Origin of the sequence: Caldalkalibacillus uzonensis, assembly GCF_030814135.1 — a bacterium.
GTDB classification, from domain to species: Bacteria; Bacillota; Bacilli; order Caldalkalibacillales; family Caldalkalibacillaceae; genus Caldalkalibacillus; species Caldalkalibacillus uzonensis.
Genome location: NZ_JAUSUQ010000004.1, coordinates 253274 through 270256, shown reverse-complemented (window position 1 = coordinate 270256; position 16983 = coordinate 253274). Strand labels below are relative to the sequence as shown.

17 protein-coding genes are annotated in these 16983 nt (G+C 45.3%); 10 read left to right on the top strand and 7 right to left on the bottom strand.

What is annotated here, in order from left to right:
- Positions 1–11 precede the first annotated feature (11 nt).
- The 10 genes from pduL to J2S00_RS07400 all read left to right on the top strand — a co-directional run bounded on the left by pduL (position 12) and on the right by J2S00_RS07400 (position 10469).
- Positions 12–677 (top strand): phosphate propanoyltransferase, encoded by a 666-nt coding sequence (gene pduL / locus J2S00_RS07445; protein ID WP_307337551.1) that lies wholly within the window; start codon positions 12–14, stop codon positions 675–677.
- Positions 674–1375: a hypothetical protein gene (locus J2S00_RS07440; protein ID WP_307337547.1), complete on the top strand. Its 702-nt coding sequence runs from the start codon at positions 674–676 to the stop codon at positions 1373–1375. Before pduL ends, J2S00_RS07440 begins: the two co-directional genes overlap by 4 nt.
- On the top strand, positions 1372–1644 hold the full coding sequence (locus J2S00_RS07435; protein ID WP_188623916.1) for a EutN/CcmL family microcompartment protein: 273 nt from the start codon (positions 1372–1374) through the stop codon (positions 1642–1644). The genes J2S00_RS07440 and J2S00_RS07435 overlap by 4 nt, the downstream gene beginning before the upstream one ends.
- Before the next feature lie 5 nt (positions 1645–1649).
- Complete coding sequence (locus J2S00_RS07430) at positions 1650–2087, top strand: BMC domain-containing protein (RefSeq protein ID WP_307337541.1); 438 nt, start codon at positions 1650–1652, stop codon at positions 2085–2087.
- Between the two features lie 32 nt (positions 2088–2119).
- Positions 2120–3064, top strand: coding sequence for a malate dehydrogenase (gene mdh / locus J2S00_RS07425; protein WP_307337538.1), 945 nt, complete (start codon positions 2120–2122; stop codon positions 3062–3064).
- Positions 3065–3630: 566 nt separating this feature from the next.
- Positions 3631–5049 carry a PTS mannitol transporter subunit IIBC gene (locus tag J2S00_RS07420; protein ID WP_307337535.1) on the top strand — a complete coding sequence of 473 codons (1419 nt, stop codon included), beginning with the start codon at positions 3631–3633 and terminating at the stop codon, positions 5047–5049.
- A gap of 88 nt (positions 5050–5137) precedes the next feature.
- Positions 5138–7228: a BglG family transcription antiterminator gene (locus J2S00_RS07415; protein ID WP_307337667.1), complete on the top strand. Its 2091-nt coding sequence runs from the start codon at positions 5138–5140 to the stop codon at positions 7226–7228.
- Between the two features lie 12 nt (positions 7229–7240).
- Positions 7241–7672 carry a PTS mannitol transporter subunit IIA gene (locus J2S00_RS07410; RefSeq protein ID WP_307337664.1) on the top strand — a complete coding sequence of 144 codons (432 nt, stop codon included), beginning with the start codon at positions 7241–7243 and terminating at the stop codon, positions 7670–7672.
- A gap of 1 nt (position 7673) precedes the next feature.
- Positions 7674–8831: a mannitol-1-phosphate 5-dehydrogenase gene (locus J2S00_RS07405; RefSeq protein WP_307337532.1), complete on the top strand. Its 1158-nt coding sequence runs from the start codon at positions 7674–7676 to the stop codon at positions 8829–8831.
- 216 nt (positions 8832–9047) lie between these two features.
- Complete coding sequence (locus J2S00_RS07400) at positions 9048–10469, top strand: alanine/glycine:cation symporter family protein (protein ID WP_307337527.1); 1422 nt, start codon at positions 9048–9050, stop codon at positions 10467–10469.
- Positions 10470–10751: 282 nt separating this feature from the next.
- Here the strand turns inward: J2S00_RS07400 and J2S00_RS07395 are convergent, their stop codons facing one another.
- The 7 genes from J2S00_RS07395 to J2S00_RS07365 all read right to left on the bottom strand — a co-directional run bounded on the left by J2S00_RS07395 (position 10752) and on the right by J2S00_RS07365 (position 16907).
- Positions 10752–10928 (bottom strand): hypothetical protein, encoded by a 177-nt coding sequence (locus J2S00_RS07395; protein WP_307337523.1) that lies wholly within the window; start codon positions 10926–10928, stop codon positions 10752–10754.
- A 161-nt stretch (positions 10929–11089) separates the two neighbouring features.
- Entirely contained in the window at positions 11090–12043 is a 954-nt protein-coding gene (gene rbsB, locus J2S00_RS07390; RefSeq protein WP_307337520.1) for a ribose ABC transporter substrate-binding protein RbsB, read from the bottom strand.
- A gap of 56 nt (positions 12044–12099) precedes the next feature.
- Positions 12100–13047, bottom strand: a complete 948-nt coding sequence (gene rbsC / locus J2S00_RS07385) for a ribose ABC transporter permease (protein ID WP_307337517.1) — start codon at positions 13045–13047, stop codon at positions 12100–12102.
- Positions 13048–13050: 3 nt separating this feature from the next.
- Positions 13051–14541 (bottom strand): sugar ABC transporter ATP-binding protein, encoded by a 1491-nt coding sequence (locus J2S00_RS07380; RefSeq protein ID WP_307337515.1) that lies wholly within the window; start codon positions 14539–14541, stop codon positions 13051–13053.
- A gap of 25 nt (positions 14542–14566) precedes the next feature.
- Complete coding sequence (gene rbsD, locus J2S00_RS07375) at positions 14567–14962, bottom strand: D-ribose pyranase (RefSeq protein ID WP_307337512.1); 396 nt, start codon at positions 14960–14962, stop codon at positions 14567–14569.
- Between the two features lie 5 nt (positions 14963–14967).
- A complete protein-coding gene (rbsK, locus tag J2S00_RS07370; RefSeq protein WP_307337509.1) occupies positions 14968–15903 on the bottom strand; it encodes a ribokinase in 936 nt (311 codons plus the stop codon).
- A 26-nt stretch (positions 15904–15929) separates the two neighbouring features.
- Positions 15930–16907, bottom strand: coding sequence for a LacI family DNA-binding transcriptional regulator (locus J2S00_RS07365; RefSeq protein ID WP_307337504.1), 978 nt, complete (start codon positions 16905–16907; stop codon positions 15930–15932).
- Positions 16908–16983: the final 76 nt, after the last annotated feature.

Sequence of the window (16983 nt, the reverse complement as noted above, 5' to 3'; positions counted from 1 at the left end):
AAGGGGAAACAATGGATCAGACAAATGTCCAATCTCTTGTGGAGCAGGTGCTGTCGGAATACCATCACGGGGGCCGCAACGGATTGACTATTCCCATTGCTGTCTCAGCCCGGCATGTGCATCTGTCACAGGCGCATGTGGAAGCCCTGTTTGGTGCGGGCTATCAGCTGACGCATAAGGCTGATTTATCCCAGCCAGGTCAATTTGCAGCAGAGGAGACGGTGATCATTGCGGGACCGAAAGGTTGTCTGGAGCGGGTGCGTATTTTGGGCCCGGCACGAGGGGAGAGCCAGGTGGAAATCAGCCGGACTGATGCGTTTAAACTGGGCCTAAATCCCCCCCTGCGTCTTTCCGGAGACATTAAGGGTTCGTCTCCGGTCACCGTTATTGGTCCAAAAGGGAGTGTCCATCTCTCTCAAGGACTGATTATTGCCCAAAACCATATTCATATGACACCAGAAGACGCCGCTGCTTTCAATGTTGAACACGGGCAATGCGTCAAAGTCAAAGTGAAAAGTGAGCGCCCCATTACGTTTGAAAACGTGTTGATCCGTGTATCTGACCGTTACAAACTTGAGATGCACATTGATACGGATGAAGGCAATGCAGCTCTGATTTCAACACGGGGAGAAGGCATCCTGATTCCCAGTCATACACCGGGAGTTATTCATTCATGAAAGACCATCAACGTCAGCTTATCAAACATCGTCAGCTGATAGAGGAAATTGCCAGAGAAGTGGTGCGCCGTGTGTGTTCTCCACCTCGATTGCTGATGGTTTATAACAATGATGCCAACCCCGAAGATCTTGATCTGGCGAAAGCTGCCTTACAACACAAATGGCAGGTTGAGCTCCACACGGCAGATGCTGCACCGGATGACACCTTAACATCTGTTCATATGGTTTATTTTTTCCACATGGATCAGGACTTCATCGTCCGGGGTGCTTTGGGTTTGACAGACACGGTTGGGGCAGCTGTTTTGGCCCAAGCGTTGCAGTCAGATATCCCTGTATTTATCCAAGTGGCTCCCAGTTTAGAATGGATGTTTGCTGCCCATGATGAACGAGATTCACTTAGCACAGGTGCTAAACGCTATAGAGACTATCTTTTGCAGCAAGTAAGGACATTACTGGACTTTGGCGTTACCTTTGGCACACTAGCCGATCTGGCCAAATTGAAACCGGGAGATCGGCAAGGTAATCAAGCCATATGGCACTTTACAGGACAGCTGTTGACACAGCGTGCGCTGCAGGAGACTGAAGCCAAAACCATTGTTGTGTCGCCTTCGGTCATCATCACCCCGCTTGCCCGGGACACAGCCAGAGAACGGGGGATCAAACTTTTAGTCAGCAAGGATGAGGTGGGTCAAAGATGAAAATTGGCACGGTGATTGGGAATGTATGGGCAACGCGTAAAGAAGAGGGTTTAAAAGGTCTTAAATTCCTATTTGTTCAGCTGGAAGATCCCTGCGGCAATCCTGTAGACACCCCCCTCATTGCCGCTGACCGAATCGGTGCTGGGGTGGGAGACCGGGTGATGATTACAGAGGGCAGCTCATCCCGCTTTGTCATTGCAGACAAAGATCTTCCCATTGATGCAGTGGTAATTGGCATTGTTGACTCCATTGATATAGAAGGAAGGTGAGGCGGTTGGCCAAAGCGTTGGGCATGATCGAAACAAGGGGATTGATTGGTTCAATTGAAGCGGCAGATGCCATGATTAAAGCAGCAGATGTGAGTTTGGTTAATCAAGAAAAAGTGGACGGGGCGCTGGTGGCTGTCCTTGTGGAAGGAGACGTTGGAGCCGTACAGGCTGCTGTTGAAGCGGGTAAAAAAGCAGCTGAGCAGGTTGGAGAGTTGATCGCCTATCATGTGATCGCTCACCCCGATGTAACAGTAGGCACGATGTTGGCAACGGACAAAAGGTCGTTTCAAGGGCCGGCTCAGCAAAATACAACTCTAACATCCCCAAAAGTGAAGGATCAGGCCAAAGCAAGAGAGTTAAAGGATGGGAACAGAACAAAGAATCGAAAGAAAAAGGAGGATCAGGAGAACGAATCCACTGATTCAGAGAACGATAAAACTTAAGCCAGGAACAAAAGGATAGAAGGTGAGGGAACGTGACGTTTCAACGACATAAAATAGCGGTGATTGGAGCGGGAAATACGGGGACAATAACCGCACTGATGCTCGCACAAAAAGAGCTGGGGGATATCGTCTTAGTGGATATCCCCGAGGCAGAGAACCGGACCAAGGGCAAAGCTCTGGATATGCTGGAAGCGGGTCCAGTACAACTGTTCAATGCTCATATTACCGGTACTTCAAATTATGAGCTGATCAAAGATGCCAACCTCATTGTAGTTACGGCAGGGGTTGCCCGCAAGCCTGGTATGAGCCGCGACGATTTGGTCCATACCAACGCCAAAATTATGAGGAAAGTATCCGAAAATATAGTGAAGTATGCCCCACAAAGTATGATCCTGGTTTTGAGCAATCCTGTGGATGTGATGACCTATGTTTGTTTCCAAACGACGCGTTTTCCCAAAAACCGTGTCATTGGCCAGTCCGGGGTGCTGGACACTGCCCGCTTTAATACATTCGTTGCCCAGGAGCTGGGTATTTCAGTTGAGGATGTATCTGGATTTGTGCTGGGCGGACATGGAGACGATATGGTCCCGCTGGTGCGTTATTCGTATGCGGGTGGTATCCCCTTAGAAACGTTGATTCCCGCCGATCGTTTGGCTGCCATTGTGGAGCGGACCAGAAAGGGCGGGGGAGAAATAGTGAATCTGTTAGGTAATGGCAGTGCCTATTTTGCCCCGGCTGCGTCTCTGGTTCAGATGGCAGAAGCCATCATCAGAGACAAAAAGAAGATTCTTCCTGCAGTGGCTTATTTAGAAGGTGAATATGGATTTCATGACTTATATTTAGGTGTGCCTGCCATACTGGGTGGAAACGGCATAGAAAAGATCATTGAATTGCATTTAACAGACGAAGAAAGAAAAGCTCTAAACCAATCGGCCAGTTCGGTGCGAAAAGTCATGGATATTCTTAAAGGGGAATAATTGAATGTATATAACGAAATGCACTGCCCGCCTGAAGCAGCGTTGCTTTTGGAAAGGCCACTCACGAAAATTTAAATTTTTGTATATTAAAGAGAGGCAGTCATTCATGCTTCAAATATTAGGAAAACTATGATTTTCATATTTCAAATATTAGATTAACAGGAATTTCCATGGATAAATATTTGGACAACTATCAACGACTGGTACTATTATCGACTTCAGCTTAACAGTAGTGGTAAGCTTAATTTAAAGAAAAAGGATTTCTTATCCCAATTGCTAATGTGGGTTTAGCGATCGCCATTCAATTGCTTCCAGCTGGTTAGGTGCCTTATATTGGAGACAGATTGCAAAAGCAAGGGCGATCAGTGACTTGATCGCAGGTTTTTCTACAGTCTGAGGCAGCAGTGATTTCTGCTGCCAATATTCTTTGCCTTTACCTATGTACCTCAATCTTTTTAAAAAATGACAATAATGGTTGGGACAAAATGATATTTACTTTACGTTGAACCCTCCTTTGCAAGCGCTTTAATATAAAAATAGGAAGAAAAAAAGGGGGGATTCAAAAAATGGTTGGTGAAAAGGTCAATCAATCAGAGTTTCGTGTGAGAATTCAACGATTTGGCAGTTACTTAAGCGGCATGATTATGCCTAATATTGGTGCGTTTATTGCTTGGGGTTTTATTACTGCTTTGTTTATCCCGACAGGATGGATACCCAATGAAGCATTTGCCCAGCTTGTCGGCCCTATGATTACGTATTTATTACCATTATTAATCGGTTATACAGGCGGTAAGATGATTTACGATGTTCGCGGCGGCGTCGTCGGTGCGACGGCTACAATGGGGGTCATTGTCGGTTCTGACATTCCGATGTTTCTTGGGGCAATGATGATGGGGCCGCTTGGCGGTTATATGATCAAGAAATTTGATCAACTCATCCAGGGGAAAGTAAAACAAGGATTTGAAATGTTAGTAAACAACTTTTCAGCGGGAATTATTGGTGGGATTTTAACCTTAGTTGCCTTTAAAGGAATCGGACCAGTTGTTTTAGAGCTGAACAAAATATTAGCCGCTGGTGTTGAAGCAATTGTCAATCTCAATTTATTACCTTTGGCAAATGTCTTCATTGAACCTGCGAAGGTCTTGTTTTTAAATAACGCAATTAACCACGGGATTTTGAGCCCGATTGGAATAGAGCAAGCTGCTGCAACAGGCAAATCTATTTTGTTCCTGCTGGAAACAAATCCGGGTCCGGGTCTTGGTATTTTGCTTGCTTATTGGCTATTTGGAAAAGGAGTAGCAAAACAGTCAGCTCCAGGGGCTGCTATCATTCATTTTCTCGGAGGTATTCACGAAATATACTTTCCGTATATCTTAATGAAACCGGTATTAATTTTAGCAGCAATAGCAGGGGGAGTAAGCGGTGTTTTGACGTTTACCCTTTTCAATGCCGGATTAGTGGCCGTTCCGTCCCCTGGAAGTATTTTTGCCTTGTTAGCGATGACTCCGAAAGGCAACCACTTTGGTGTATTGGCAGGGGTATTGGTTGCCACAGCTATCTCTTTCCTCATCGCCTCTCTTTTCCTAAAAGCTGCAAAAAATAAAGAAGAAGATTTGAGCAAGGCGACAGAAAAAATGCAACAATTAAAAGGGAAAAAGAGTAATATGGCTGCTGTGTTACAAAAAGAAACAACGATGCCATCCCAAGTTAACAAAATTGTGTTTGCTTGTGATGCAGGAATGGGTTCAAGCGCCATGGGAGCTTCGATTTTACGAAATAAGCTACAGAAAGCAGGATTGGATATTGAAGTAACAAATACAGCCATTAACCAGCTTCCGGAAGACGCAGATATTGTCATTACTCACCAAAATCTAACAGAGCGTGCGAAGGAGAAACTGCCAAACGCTTATCATGTCGCGGTCGAAAACTTCTTAAATAGTCCAAAATATGATGAATTGATTGAGACTATAAAGGAAAAGAATTAAATAGGAGGGCTAACCACCCTCCTGAGAACTCAATTCAAATCCAAAAATCGTGTCCGCATGGTTGCTCAAAGGGGACGGGTGAAGCGTGATGTATATATCTGCAAGGGAGAGAAAAATACTCAATATATTATTGTCTCATGATCAAGGTCTTCCGGTCAGGGATCTTGCCAAACAGCTTCAAGTCAGCAATCGCACGGTTCACCGAGACTTAAAAGGTGTAGAACGCATATTAAAAGATTATCATTTGCAGCTCATCAAAAAATCAGGAGTCGGTATCCAAGTAGCTGGGGACGAGCATAACAAAAAAGAACTGCAACTGCATCTTTTTCATTTGTCTCATACGGAATACACACCGGAAGAGCGTCAAAAAATCGTCTTGATTACTTTATTGGAGGCGATAGAGCCTGTCAAGCTTTTATCTCTGGCCAATGATTTAAACGTCACCGTAGCAACCATCAGCCACGATTTAGACAAAATAAGGGAAGACATTGAGAAATACGGGCTTTCGCTGATTCGAAAAAGGGGATACGGGGTCGAAATTGCGGGATCTGAATCGGCGAAACGGAGGATGATGAGCGAGTTATTATTGAATCACTTTGGTGAATATGAATTTCTATCCTTAATGAAAGAATCTATTCAAAAAAGATCAGCGGAAACTCTCAACACCGTTACGGAGAAGCTCCTCGGCCTCGTTGATCAGAACAACTTCTTAATCATTGAAAAGCAAATTGGAGAGATCATAGAGGAACTTCCTTTTCCTATTGCAGATAGTTCCTATATCGCCCTAGTGGTCCATCTTGCCTTGGCTGTTGAGCGGATTATCCAAGGAGAATCAATCAATTTTGATCAACAATATTTAGAAACAATTCGCGATGCCAAGGAATTCAAAACTGCCGAAAAAATTGCCCGGTTGCTAGAAAATATATTCCATATAACGATACCAAACGAAGAAATTGGCTATATTACAATGCATTTAATGGGGGCGAAGCTTCAAGATCGTCAAGGCTATTTGTTAGAGGAAGCCAGTTTTGAAATAGGAATAAAAGCACAAGAATTGATTCGCTTTGTTAGCAATGAACTGAACGTAGATTTAACGAACGATAAGCTTTTACTTCAGGATTTAGCCGTTCATTTAAAGCCGGCGATTTATCGTATGCAACATAACATGGGGATAGCCAATCCACTTTTATCCAAAATTGTTCAAGACTATCCTGACCTTTTTTCTACGTTAGAAACAGGAGTCAAAAAGGTATTTCGCAATTTGGCTGTTCCAAGGGAAGAAATTGGTTATTTAGTGCTTCACTTCGCCTCCGCTCTATTAAGAAAAAGGAAAGGGATTCGCGCTTTAGTTATATGTTCAAGCGGTTTAGGTACGGCAAAAATATTAGCAACGAGATTGACAAAAGAAATTCCTGAGATCGTACACATCAAACACACATCTGTCTTGGAATTGAAAGCAGTGGATACAGATCAATATGACCTTATTGTCTCAACAGTGCCGCTGCACAACTTTACAGGAACTTATTTTGTGGTCAGCCCGATCCTTCAAGAAAGAGAACTTACATCTATTAAAAAGTTCCTGGAGAATAGAGAAGTGCAAGCACGAAGAGAACAAGAGCATCCATTCAATGAAGGTGCTGCAAATGTGGCCGAAAAGCTCCGCTCCGTTCAAAAAATGAGCGAAACCATTGTAAAAATCTTAAATGGTTTTACCTTACTGGAATTAGATGGAAAATCCGTTAGGGATGCGTTGTTTGAGGCCTGTCATCGACTGTACCAAAAAGGGGTTATTAGCGATAAAGAACGGGTTTTTACGCAATTGTTAAACAGGGAACAAATAGGGGGATTAGGCATACCGGGAACTCCCTTTGCTTTGTACCATACCCGGGGCCCGGCTGTTATTCAACCCTCATTTACAATTTATACATTAACGAAATGGCAAACGGTAAATGGTATGGATCAAAAGCAGATGAAGGTGAACAAACTCTTGCTGCTGTTAGCACCAGAGCCTGCTGCCCAAGAGATGCTTTCCGTTTTAAGCCACATAAGCTCTTTAATTATAAAAGATGAGGAAAGTATGGCTGTATTTGCATCAGGAAACTATGAAAAGATTTATTCTTTTATAAGCTACCATCTGGAGAAATTTTTTTACGAACATATTGCGGATCATAAGGAGTGAATTAAATTGCCAATGCCAGTATTGAAGAAAGAGAATATTGTTTTGCGTTCATCAGTTGCAGATAAAACGGAAGCGATTCGCTTAGCGGGAAATATTTTAGTTAATCAAGGTTATGTTGAACCTGCTTATGTGGATAAAATGTTCGAACGGGAAGCACTCACATCAACGTATATGGGGAACTTTGTTGCCATTCCTCATGGTACTGAGGATGCGAGAAACCTGGTGAAACATGCAGGCATTTCTGTTGTACAAATCCCTGACGGGGTTGATTATGGAGATGGACATACGGCCAAAATACTCATTGGCATTGCCGGAAAAAACGACGAACATTTGGCCATTCTTTCAAAGATCGCCATTGTTTGTTCAGAGGAGGAGAATATTCAAAAAATCATAGAAGCAGCAAGGGAAGAAGATATACTTCATCTATTAAACGAGGTGAATTAATATGTTAGCCGTCCATTTTGGTGCAGGAAATATTGGCAGGGGTTTTATTGGCAGTTTGCTTGCCCAATCAGGGTTTGAAGTCGTTTTTGTCGATATAAATGATGAACTCGTTCGTATCTTAAATGAGAAAAAGGAGTATCGGGTGCTCATTGCTGATAAATCTGGAACAGAGCAAGTCATTCGCAATGTTTCAGCCGTTAATAGTCAAAAAGAATGTGACAAAGTGATTCATTATTTAACAAAAGCAGATTTAGTGACAACGGCGGTGGGGCCAAATATTTTACCAGCCATCTCTACGATTCTGGCGGAGGGACTTCGCCAGAGATTATCGGCCAATCCAAAACCGTTAAATATCATTGCCTGTGAAAATATGATAGGTGGGAGTACTTTTCTGAAGGAAAAAGTATTCGAAAAGATTTCGGAAGAAGAAACAAGTTTATTTGAAAGAAATTATGGTTTTCTAAATTGTGCTGTAGATCGTATCGTTCCGAACCAAAAACATCGTGATCCGCTTACTGTAGTAGTAGAGCCATTTTTTGAATGGATTGTGGAACAAAAGAATGTGGTTGGGGATATGCCACAAGTAAAAGGCATTCAGTTTGTTCATGATTTAATGCCTTATGTTGAAAGAAAACTGCTTACAGTCAATACTGGGCATGCGATATCTGCTTATTTAGGATATGACAAGCAGCTAAAAACGATCAAAGAGGCCATGGATGATGAAGAAATTCGTTCCGATGTTCAAAAGGCCCTAAGTGAGTCAGGAGCTGTGTTGGTAAAAAAGTATGGCTGGAATGAAAATGAACACAAGGCTTATATAGAGAAAATCATTCAGCGGTTTACCAATCCCTCTATTTCAGATGAAATTGTAAGAGTCGCACGGTCCCCCATTCGTAAGCTCGGAGCCCATGACCGTTTAATTAACCCGGCCAAACAATATTATTCATTATTCGGGGAGGTACCGGTTGGTTTGACAAAAGGTATTGCTGCCCTATTGCTGTTTGATTATCAAGAGGACCCTGAAGCCATTGAGCTTCAAGAAACGATAAAAAAAGCTGGAATTGAGGGGGCTCTCTTACAATACTCGCAATTAGAAACAGATCATCCTCTTGTCAGTGTGATTCATCAACAAGTTGAGTGGCTAAGAGACAGGGAGTAAAAGAAGTTCCTCCCTTTGGTATACAATTAAGTTACCGTTGGTAAATAACGATTAATGTACCTTCTCTTGTAACTAAAGAGAGGGTTTTTCTCTTTTATTTATATATTGCTAGTATTTTCTTGTTAACCTCCAACAAAAGATATGATTAACTGATAGACAGATGTTTACGTCTACAGTATAATCGTCGGGGAGATGAAGCAATCAAGGAGGAATGAGATGAGCATCTTAGAATCCATCATCGCTTGGGGAAACGATCTCCTTTGGTCGTATGTTTTGATTGTGATGTTGATTGGTTTGGGCGTTTATTTTTCTCTGAAGACCCGGTTTGTGCAGTTTAAACTGGTCGGTGAAATGTTTCGCTTGCTGAAGGAAGGGATGACGCCCGATTCGACACAGAATAAAGCAGTTTCTTCTTTTCAGGCTTTTACCATTAGCACAGCTTCAAGAGTAGGAACCGGCAACATGGCCGGTGTGGCCCTGGCCATTTCTTTGGGTGGTCCGGGTGCCGTGTTCTGGATGTGGATAATTGCATTGATTGGGGCAGCATCCGGTTTTGTGGAAAGTACGCTTGCCCAAATTTATAAAGTAAAAGATGGAAGCGGATTCCGAGGCGGGCCCGCCTATTATATGGAAAAAGGCTTAAATAAACGTTGGATGGGTATTATTTTTGCCGTTTTAATAACCATCACCTTTGGTTTGGTGTTTAATTCCGTTCAGGCCAATACCATCTCTTTGGCACTGGAGGAAGCCTGGGGAATTGACCGCGGTGTGATGGGCCTTATTTTGGCTGTGCTGTTAGGCATTATCATCTTTGGTGGGGTTAACCGCATCGCCCGTGTCACAGCGGTGATCGTACCGGTCATGGCCATGTTCTATATAGGTGTGGCTCTGTTTGTGGTCCTGAAAAATTTCACCATGATTCCTGAAGTGGTCATCCTGATTGTGGGCAACGCTTTTGGTTTGCAGGAAGTAGTCGGTGGCGGATTGGGAGCGGCCCTGATGAACGGGATCAAGCGCGGCCTGTTCTCCAATGAGGCTGGTATGGGGAGTGCGCCTAACGCTGCAGCGACTGCGTCGGTTAGCCATCCTGTCAAGCAGGGACTGATTCAATCGCTCAGTGTTTTCACCGATACATTGATCATCTGCAGTGCCACGGCATTTATCATATTGATGTCCGGTATATATTTGGATCAGGAAATGACGGGTATTGCTTTGACCCAAGCGGCTTTAAGCACGCAGGTCGGGGACTGGGCCAGTGGTTTTGTGGCCATTGCTATTTTACTGTTCGCCTTTAGCAGCTTGGTGGGGAACTATTATTATGGGGAAACCAATATCGAATTTATCCGCTCTAGTAAAACGTGGTTAACCGTGTACCGCTTGGCTGTTATTGCTATGGTCGCCTTTGGTTCTGTGGCCCAGCTTTCCCTGGTATGGGACATGGCTGATTTGTTTATGGGCTTGATGGCCATTATCAATTTGATCGCCATTGCTTTGCTTGGCAAATTTGCGTTTGCCGCTTTGCAAGATTATCTGGAACAACGGCGGGAAGGGAAAGATCCTGTCTTCAATGCCAGCCGCATTGAAGGTCTGGCCCAAGCGGAGTGCTGGGATGATGTACGTCAGCATGGACAAAAATAAGGGTGAATAATGAGATAGCAAAGCCCAGGTCCTAGTTATCGGCCTGGGTTTACTTTTATCCTTCAAACAACGGTAGTTACATGTTCTAAATTTATGGCCGGAGTGGTAAAAGGATAATGATGAACGAAAGGAGAGTGACGTCATGAATGTACTGTTATTGGATCAGGAACCATGGATTGTTTTATACAAAAAAAGAGTCCCCATTTGAGGACTGCGCAAATATACGTACATGGAAGAGAGGCACATGAGTCACATGCCTGTTCAATTTCGTGGCTGTTAAATCTATAGGTTGACGTCAGCTTCTTTCAATGCATGTTCCCAGCTGGGGTAGTAATACAGGGCACTTTTCATCAGGTCGGGATAGTCTCTCTTCACTTTTTTCTTATTCAGTGGCTGACCTTTTTGGTGCAATTGCCGAATGTGACTGATCACTTCTTCCGAACTTAATTTCAGGTCCATGCTTCCCACCCCTTTATGGTGTTTCATCTTTTATTCTTTCTTTAATACAAAAAATTTATACCAATAGCGATGAGAATTCTAATAGTAAGACGATTTTTGAACAAAGAAATAGTCCCGGAAAGGGACTATTTCGTACAAAACTGTTAGATTGGAATATGCCTTTATTCCGTGACCAGTTCCAACTCAACCGGGATCATCTCATCAACGCTTTCACCGTTTAAGGCTTTCACTGCTGTTTCAACAGCCAGCTGGCCTATGAGGCTGGGCTGTTGGGCAACAGTGGCAGCTAAGCGGCCCTCTTGGACGGCTTGAACGGCATCGTCAGTGGCATCAAAACCAACAACAATGATGTCCCGTCCTGCCGCTTCAATGGCTTGCAGGGCGCCCAAGGCCATCTCGTCGTTGTGGGCAAAGACGGCATCAATTTCGGCGTGGGACTGCAGGATGTTTTCCATCACTGTTAATCCTTTGGAGCGGTCAAAATCAGCCGGCTGGCTGGCCACGATTTCAATTCCTTCTGCATCTCCTACGGCTTCATTAAATCCTTGGCCGCGGTCACGGGCAGCAGACGTTCCGGGGATTCCTTCCAGCTCAACCACTTTACCGCTGCCTCCAAGTAATTCGATAATAAACTCGCCTGCCATTTTCCCGCCTTCCACGTTGTCGGATGCAACGTGGGCCAATACTTCGCCCCCTTCAGCACCCCGGTCAACAGTAATAACCGGAATACTGGCCTGGTTAGCTGTTTCGATCGCAGTGACAATGGCTGCCCCATCAGTAGGATTAACCAAAATAGCATCCACTTGTTGCTGAACCAAATCTTCTACGTCAGCCACCTGTTTGGCCGGGTCATCCTGGGCATCCACCACAATCAGTCTGACCCCCAGTTCTTCGGCTGCTTGTTCGGCTCCTTCTTTTAATGTAACGAAAAACGGATTGTTCAATGTGGAAATGGATAAGCCGATGATCAGCTCACCATCGCTTGTGCCCCCTTCATCTGTGGTTCCGTCATCTTCAGGGACGGGGGACTCGGTGGTGCAAGCAGCAAGCAATACAGCAGTCAGCAAGGTGAGCACTGTGAGCAAAGCAAAACGCTTAATAAAGTGGTTGTTCATTGTAATAACCCCTTTCTTTTGAAGTAGTTTTATCTAAAAAATCCGTAGTGGATTTTTTAGGCGTAAGTTTTTTTGCGGTCGAGTAACACAGCCAATAAAATCACGGCTCCTTTGACCACTTGCTGGTAAAATGAAGAGACGTTAAGCAGGTTTAAACCATTGTTTAATATGCCGATGATCAAGGCCCCAATAAGTGTGCCAACAATCCATCCCCGTCCCCCGGTTAAACTGGTGCCTCCCAGGACAACGGCTGCAATGGCATCCAGTTCATAGGTAAAACCAGCTGTGGGTTGGGCGGAATCAAGCCGGGAGGTGAGGATGATGCCAGCCATGGCGGAGAGGAAGCCCGTCAAAGAGTAGACAAAGATTTTAACCCGGTCAACGTTGACACCCGATAGCCGGGTAGCCTCTTCATTTCCGCCAATAGCGTAGACGTGACGTCCGATCGTGGTATTCTTCAGGATCAGATATAAGATGATAAAGGACAGTGTCATCCAAATGACAGGCAGCGGAATCACAAACAAGTAACCTGCCCCAAGCATGCGAAAGAGGTCGCTTTCCAGTCCGGTGATGGGCCTGCCGTCTGTGTAAACCAGTGTCAATCCTCTGAAAATGGTCATTGTGGCCAAGGTCGCAATAAATGGAGCAACTTTGCCCTTGGTCACAAGTAATCCGTTTAATGCACCCATCACTGTACCACTGAGTAAACCCAGCAGGACAGCCAAGACAGGGTCCATACCGGCGGACAGCATCCCTGCCGTCATGGCACCTGACAAGGCTAGAATGGCCCCAACAGACAGATCGATTCCGCCGGTTAAAATAACAAAGGTCATACCAAAAGCGATGAGAGCGTTAATCGATACTTGACGTAATACATTGAGGATGTTGTTAAGGGTTAGAAAGTTAGGACTTAAAATGGATAGCACAATAATCAGTAGGAGGAGCCCTAGGAAAGGACCCAGTTTTTGCAGCTGAATTGATAGTGTTTGTTTGTTAACATTCATCGATTATACGCCTCCTGTGGCCGCATACATAATTTTTTCCTGATTGGCTTCTTCTCTGGTTAGCTCGGCTGTCAGTTTTCCTTCATGCATGACAAGGATGCGGTCGCTCATACCTAATATCTCCGGCAGCTCGGAGGAAACCATGATGATGGCCACTCCCTGCCTTTTGAGCTGATTCATAATTTGATAGATTTCCTTTTTGGCACCTATATCCACCCCACGGGTCGGCTCATCCAAAATCAGCACCTTAGGCATGATGCCCAGCCATTTACCGATAACCACCTTTTGCTGGTTACCGCCGCTTAATGAGCGGACATGCTGTTCTGGTGAAGATGTTTTAATCCTCAGGCGCTCGATCATGGCTTTAACCTGCTGTCTTTCTTGTCTGCTGTTAAGCACGGTATAACGTGACAGGGAGGAGAGGCTGGGCAGGGAAAGGTTTTCCCGCACAGACAGCCCCAAGATCAGGCCCTGGTCTTTGCGGTCCTCGGTCACCAGGGCGATGCCGTGTTGAATGGCGTCCCTGGGTGAGCGGATGTCAATCTTTTGTCCCTGTAGATAGATTTCTCCGCTGGATATGGGATCGGCACCAAATATGGCTCTGACCAGTTCCGTCCTTCCTGCGCCCATCAGTCCGGCGATGCCCACAATTTCACCTGCGTGGACAGAAAAGGAAATGTTGTCTAGTATGCCTTGGCGTGCCAGGTGTTCAACCCGCAATACTTCCTCTCCCACGAATGGCGGCTGGTAAGGGAAGCGTTCCCCTATTTGGCGTCCCACCATCATTTTGATCAGGGTTTCCAGGGTGACTTCTTGAGTTTTTTCGGTTCCGACATAGTGGCCGTCTCTCAGAACAGTAATACGGTCGCTAATCTCAAAAATTTCTTCCATGCGGTGGGAGATATAGATGATACCTACCCCGTCAGATTTTAACTGGCTGATTAAGCTAAACAGCCGTTCAATTTCCCGCTGGGTTAAGGCGGCAGTAGGTTCATCCATGACTAGAATATCTGCATCCATGGATACTGCTCTGGCAATTTCCACCATCTGTTGCTGCCCAACGGATAGGGAGTGGACAGGTGTGTCAGGGTCAAGATCAAGACCCAGCTGCTCTAAGTAGGCTTTGGTTTGGGTATACATGTCCTTGCGTTTTACCCAGCCTGTTTTTGCCCAGGTCATTTCACGTCCCAGAAACATGTTTTCCATAATGGTCAGGTTAGGCACAAGGTTTAATTCTTGGTGAATGATGGCGATGCCCAGTGCTTGAGCCTTAACTGGCGAATCAATGTCCACTTCCTGGCCTTTGATGCGGATGTGTCCCTGATCATTGCTGTAGATCCCACCTAGGATTTTCATCAAGGTGGATTTTCCGGCCCCATTTTCCCCCATGAGGGCATGGACTTCCCCTGTTTGCAGTTGGAAGTGAACATCACTAAGCACGTTGACACCTGGAAAAGATTTGTAGATATGCTGCATGTCAACCAAGAGCGTCATGGGTTACCCTCCCTTTGTATCAACTTCAGAACGTGACGCCGGAAACGAGAATAATGTTGGCATATGGTGTGGCCTCCCCTGTACGGATGACCGCTTTTGCCTGTTTGGTCAGCTGTTTAAATTCCTCATGGGGCACATACTCCAGTGGGGTGTCAGCCATGCAGGATTTGACCTTTGCCTCAATTGAAGGGTTATGTTGAGTGATTTCTGAAGCCACAATGGCACGTTCCACCTTCATTTCATCCAAAATAGTTTCCAATACGTCTATAAACGCTGGTGTCCCAGGTCTGAGGGAAATGTCGATCCGTTGGGTCTGATCGGGAATGGGTAAGCCGCAGTCGGCAACGACAATAGTATCAGTGTGTCCCAGTTGGGCAATGACCGCAGAAATGGAGCTGTTAATCACCCCTGTTTTTTTCACGAGTCTCATCCTTTCTGCTTGATAAAGTTCATGACCTCATCCCGGGTGGGCATGCCTGGCTGAGCTCCCAGTTTAGTCACAGCCAAGGCCCCCACGGCTGAAGCAAAAGTGACTGATTCAGACAAAGAATTTCCTTCAGCCAAAGCAACAGCCAGCCCGGCATTGAAGGCATCTCCAGCACCGGTCGTGTCAATCGCCTGAACAGGGTGAGCCGGTTGGTGATGGATATAGGAACTATCTTGGGAACCGAATAGGACACCACGTTCACCTTGAGTGGCCACAACATGCTTAACTCCCTGATTCAGTAACACCTGCAGTTGAATTTGAAGAGAGTGAGTTGAGGCTGCTAATCCTCCTGCCAGAAAGGCCAATTCTGTTTCATTGGGAGTAAGGTATGTAACTCCCTGCAGCAGTTCATTAGGCAAAGGATGGGCCGGAGCAGGATTCAAAATGACAGGAATCCCGTGGCGTTCTGCCAGTTGCACAGCATACTGCACCGTTTGCAGTGGAATTTCCAACTGCATTAGCACGATGTCTGCTCCGGCAATTAGAGATTCATGAGCGGCAATATGCTCAGGGGTACAGTGGGCATTGGCTCCAGGAATGACGATAATGGTGTTATCTGTATCCGTCAGGGTGATATGGGCCAGTCCGGAGCTGACACCTTCAACGGTCCGCAGGCCAGAGAGGTTAATCCCTTCGTTGTCCAGTCCCTTGCTCAGCTGCTGACCAAACAAATCGTCTCCCACACAGCCAATAAAAGAGACTTCAGCTCCCAGCCTTGCCGCTGCCACAGCTTGATTGGCTCCTTTTCCCCCTGGGATTTGGTAAAACTGGTGCCCAATGATGGTTTCACCTGGCTGCGGAAAGCGGTCCGTTTTGGCAACCAAGTCCATGTTCACGCTGCCGATTACGACGATGTTTCCTTGCTTGTTTGACATGGCATAAGCTCCTTTCATGTAGTCATTTACCGGCGAGTAGATGCACGTTGCAGCAGGGTGACATCCAGCTCGTGATATGCGGAATCGATGGGCTGGTCCTCAATTTTTTTTAATAATAACCGTGTAGCAATGGCTCCCATGTCGTAAATGGGCTGGGCAACGGTGCTTAATTCCGGTTCCATCGCTTTGGACAGAAAGATACCATCAAAACCAATCAAGGCAATATCCTGCGGCACCTTTCGCCCTGTTTGATGAATGGCTTTTAAGGCACCAACGGCCATCAAATCGTTACCAGCAAAGATTCCGTCAATATCTGCATGTTCGGCAAGTAAGTGGAGAGTGGCTTCTTTAGCCAATTCCAGCTGGAAATTTCCTTCTACGATTAAGGAATCAGAGAACCACTCCATCTGTTCCACAACATGAAGGTACCCTTGCAAACGACGTTGGGCAGTGGGGATATATTTGGGGCCACAAATGTGACCGATTTTTCGGCATCCTATGTCCAGTAAATGGCGGGTGGCCAGTATGGCACCTTCATAATTTTTGGCTGTTACGGTGGGAATGTTTTGATCTACTAGCCGGTCCAGTAGAACAACAGGTACTTCATCAATTAAATGATTAAGCTTAAGTGTATGGGAAACAAGGATCAGACCATCGATGTACTTCTGTTGAATAATGTCCATGTAACCCTGTTCTTTTTTCAGGTCTTCATCAGAATTACACAAAATGACAGTGTAGCCATAGATGCGTGCCACGTCTTCAACAGCTCTGGCTAACTCGGGAAAAAACGGGTTGGTAATGTCAGGTACAACGAGCGCAATATTGCGTGTTTTTTTATGATTGAGGCTTTGGGCAATGGCATTGGGCTTATAATTCAAATCTTGCATTGCCTTAAGCACTCTCTCTCTGGTCTCGGACTGAACATATCCACTGTTATTGATCACCCGAGAGACGGTGGCTACAGACACTTGGGCTCGTTTGGCAACATCACGGATTGTCGACATTATGATCACCTGAGAAGAATCTAGTTATATGCCAATGTGTAACCGGTTACACATTGGCCAAAATAAAAAGAAACAA